The 2564-nt window shown below is 70.6% G+C and carries 2 protein-coding genes; both read right to left on the bottom strand.

Annotated features, from left to right (window positions below):
* The coding region (locus ACFWPA_RS19625; protein ID WP_378509448.1) for an MDR family MFS transporter at nt 1–1443 on the bottom strand (1443 nt) is incomplete at its 3' end.
* 158 nt (nt 1444–1601) lie between these two features.
* A partial coding sequence (locus tag ACFWPA_RS19620; protein WP_378571598.1) for a class I SAM-dependent RNA methyltransferase occupies nt 1602–2564 on the bottom strand: 963 nt, incomplete at its 5' end.

Raw genomic sequence — 2564 nt, 5'->3', positions numbered from 1 at the left:
CGCGTCGCCGTAGGCGACGCGGATCACGTCCCGCACCGGCGCGGGCAGCGCCGCGAGATTCAGGTTGGCGCCGCCGCCCGGAGTGTGGGTGTCGATCCCGAGCTTCGCGAAGCCCTCGGCGGTCAGGTCGGTGACGCGGGTGGCGAGCACCGACCCGAGCACCGACACCCCGATCGCGCCGCCGAAGGTGCGGAAGAACGCCACCACGCTGCTTGCCGCCCCGATGTTGGCCACGCTGACGGTGTTCTGCACCGCGAGAACCACGTTCTGCATCAGCATCCCGGTGCCGAGCCCGAGCAGCGCGATCATCAACCCGATCTGCGTCATCGGCGTCTCGTGGTCGATGGTGGCGAGCAGCAGGAAGCCGACGAGCTGCAGGATCGATCCCGCGACGACGAAGCCCTTCCACTTGCCGAATCGGGTGATCAGCTGGCCGGAGCCGACGGTGCCGACCATCATGCCGAAGACCATCGGGATGGTGAGCAGGCCGGCCTCGGTCGGGGTGTGCCCCCGCGCGGTCTGGAAGTACTGCCCGAGGAAGGTGGTTGCGCCGAACAGGCCGACGCCGACCGCAACGGACGCGATGATCGCCAGCCCGGTGGTCCGCTCACGCACGATCGGCAGCGGGATGATCGGCGACGCCGCCCTGCTCTCGACGACGACGGTCGCGACGAGCAGCAGCACGCCGACACCGACGAGGATCGCGGACGGCGTCGACACCCAGTCGTAGTAGGTGGCCTTGCCCGCGAACGACACCCACACCAGCAGCACGGAGACGCCCGCGGTCAGCAGGGTGGCACCGACCCAGTCGATCGAGACGTCGTCCTTGCGGGTGGTCTCGATGTGCAGGGTCTTCTGCAGCAGCAGCAGCGCGATCACGGCGAGCGGGACGCACACGAAGAAGCACCAGCGCCAGCCGAGACCGTCCGCGATGACACCGCCGAGCACGGGTCCCCCCGCCATCGCGACGGCCATCACCGCGCCCATGTAGCCGGAGTACCTGCCGCGGTCGCGGGGCGGGATGATCGTGCCGATGATCGCGACGACCAGCGCGGTCAGGCCGCCCATGCCGACGCCCTGGATCACCCTGGCACCGAGCAGGACCGGCACGTTCTGCGCGATCCCGGCGATCACCGAGCCGACAACGAAGATGACGATCGACACCTGGACCAGGGTTTTCTTGTTGTACAGGTCGGCGAGCTTGCCCCAGATCGGTGTCGACGCCGCGGTCGCGAGCAGTGAGGTCGTGATGACCCATGCGTACTGCGTCTGGCTGCCGTTGAGGTCACCGATGATGGTCGGCAGCGCGGTCGAGACGATCGTCGAGCTGATCAGCGCCGTGAACAGCGCGGCCAGCAGACCCGCGAGCACCTCGAGGATCTCGCGGTGGGTCATCAGTTGGTCCGGGACGTGCGGCCCTGGCGCTGTCGTCGGTGCAGTCATGCGTGGTGCCCCCTCGGTGCATGGCCGATCTCCCGGAAGGTAAAGACAGGCTTTAATATGCTTGCGTTATGCAACTATATATTGATTGCATAGTGCAATCAAGTGGGCACCGTGCGTGAGATGCACCCCAATCGGGGTGAAAATCACGCACGGGCGCGTCAGCGCACCAGCAGGGCGAGGCACTCCATGTGGTGGGTGAGGGGGAACGCGTCGAAGGCTCGGACCCGCTCGAGGTGGTAGCCCTGCCCCAGGTAGAGGCCGATGTCGCGACCGAAGGCTGCGGGATCGCAGCCGATGTGCACGATCGCGGCGGCACCCGCCGCGGCGACGGCCTCGACGACCGACCTGCCCGCACCGGAGCGCGGCGGGTCGAGCACGACCGTGTCGACCGGACCCGACAGGTGATCGAGCGCATGCTCGACGCGGGACGCCTCGAACCGGACCTGCGGCAGGTCCGCGAGCGCGCGGCGGCCGGACTCGACCGCGCCGCGGCCGGACTCCACCGACACGACCGCGCCGCGCTCCCCCACCTGCGCGGCAAGGGCGGCGGCGAACACCCCGACCCCGCCGTACAGATCCCAGGCGGTGCCGCCGCCTGCCGCGCCCGACCAGTCGGCGACGACCTCCGAGTAGCGGGCCGCGGCGCCGCGGTGCGCCTGCCAGAACCCGGTCGCGGACAGCTCCCAGGCGCGGTCGCCGACGCGTTGGACGGCGCGCCCGCTGCCGATCACGACGTTTTCACGCCGCGGCCGGGACGTCGCGGCCCGGCGGGCGGTTGCGCCGCGCCTGCCGGGGCTGCGGCGGCCGGTCCGGCTCACGGGTGCGGGGTCGATCTCCACCACGTGCCGCACCCCATCGGCATCGACGGTGACCTGGAGTTCACCGCCGGGCCGCCAGCTGCGGTCGGCCAGCCCGTCATACATGCCCGAAACGGGTTGCGGGCAGGACAGGTCCGTGACCACGCCGGTGCCCCGGTACCGGTGGTAGCCGGGGCGGCCCTGGCCGTCCACGGCCAACCGCAGCCGGGTGCGCCAGCCGGTGCCGTCGCCGGTGCCGGGCAGGTCCTCGACCTCGACGTCGCGTTCGACGCCCGCGAGCCGGCGGAGTTGTTCGGCGACCAC

This window comes from Rhodococcus sp. NPDC058505 (assembly GCF_042720095.1).
Taxonomy (GTDB): Bacteria; Actinomycetota; Actinomycetes; order Mycobacteriales; family Mycobacteriaceae; genus Rhodococcus_G.
The sequence above is the reverse complement of the archived record's forward strand: the minus strand, read 5'-3'. Positions and strand labels throughout refer to the sequence as shown.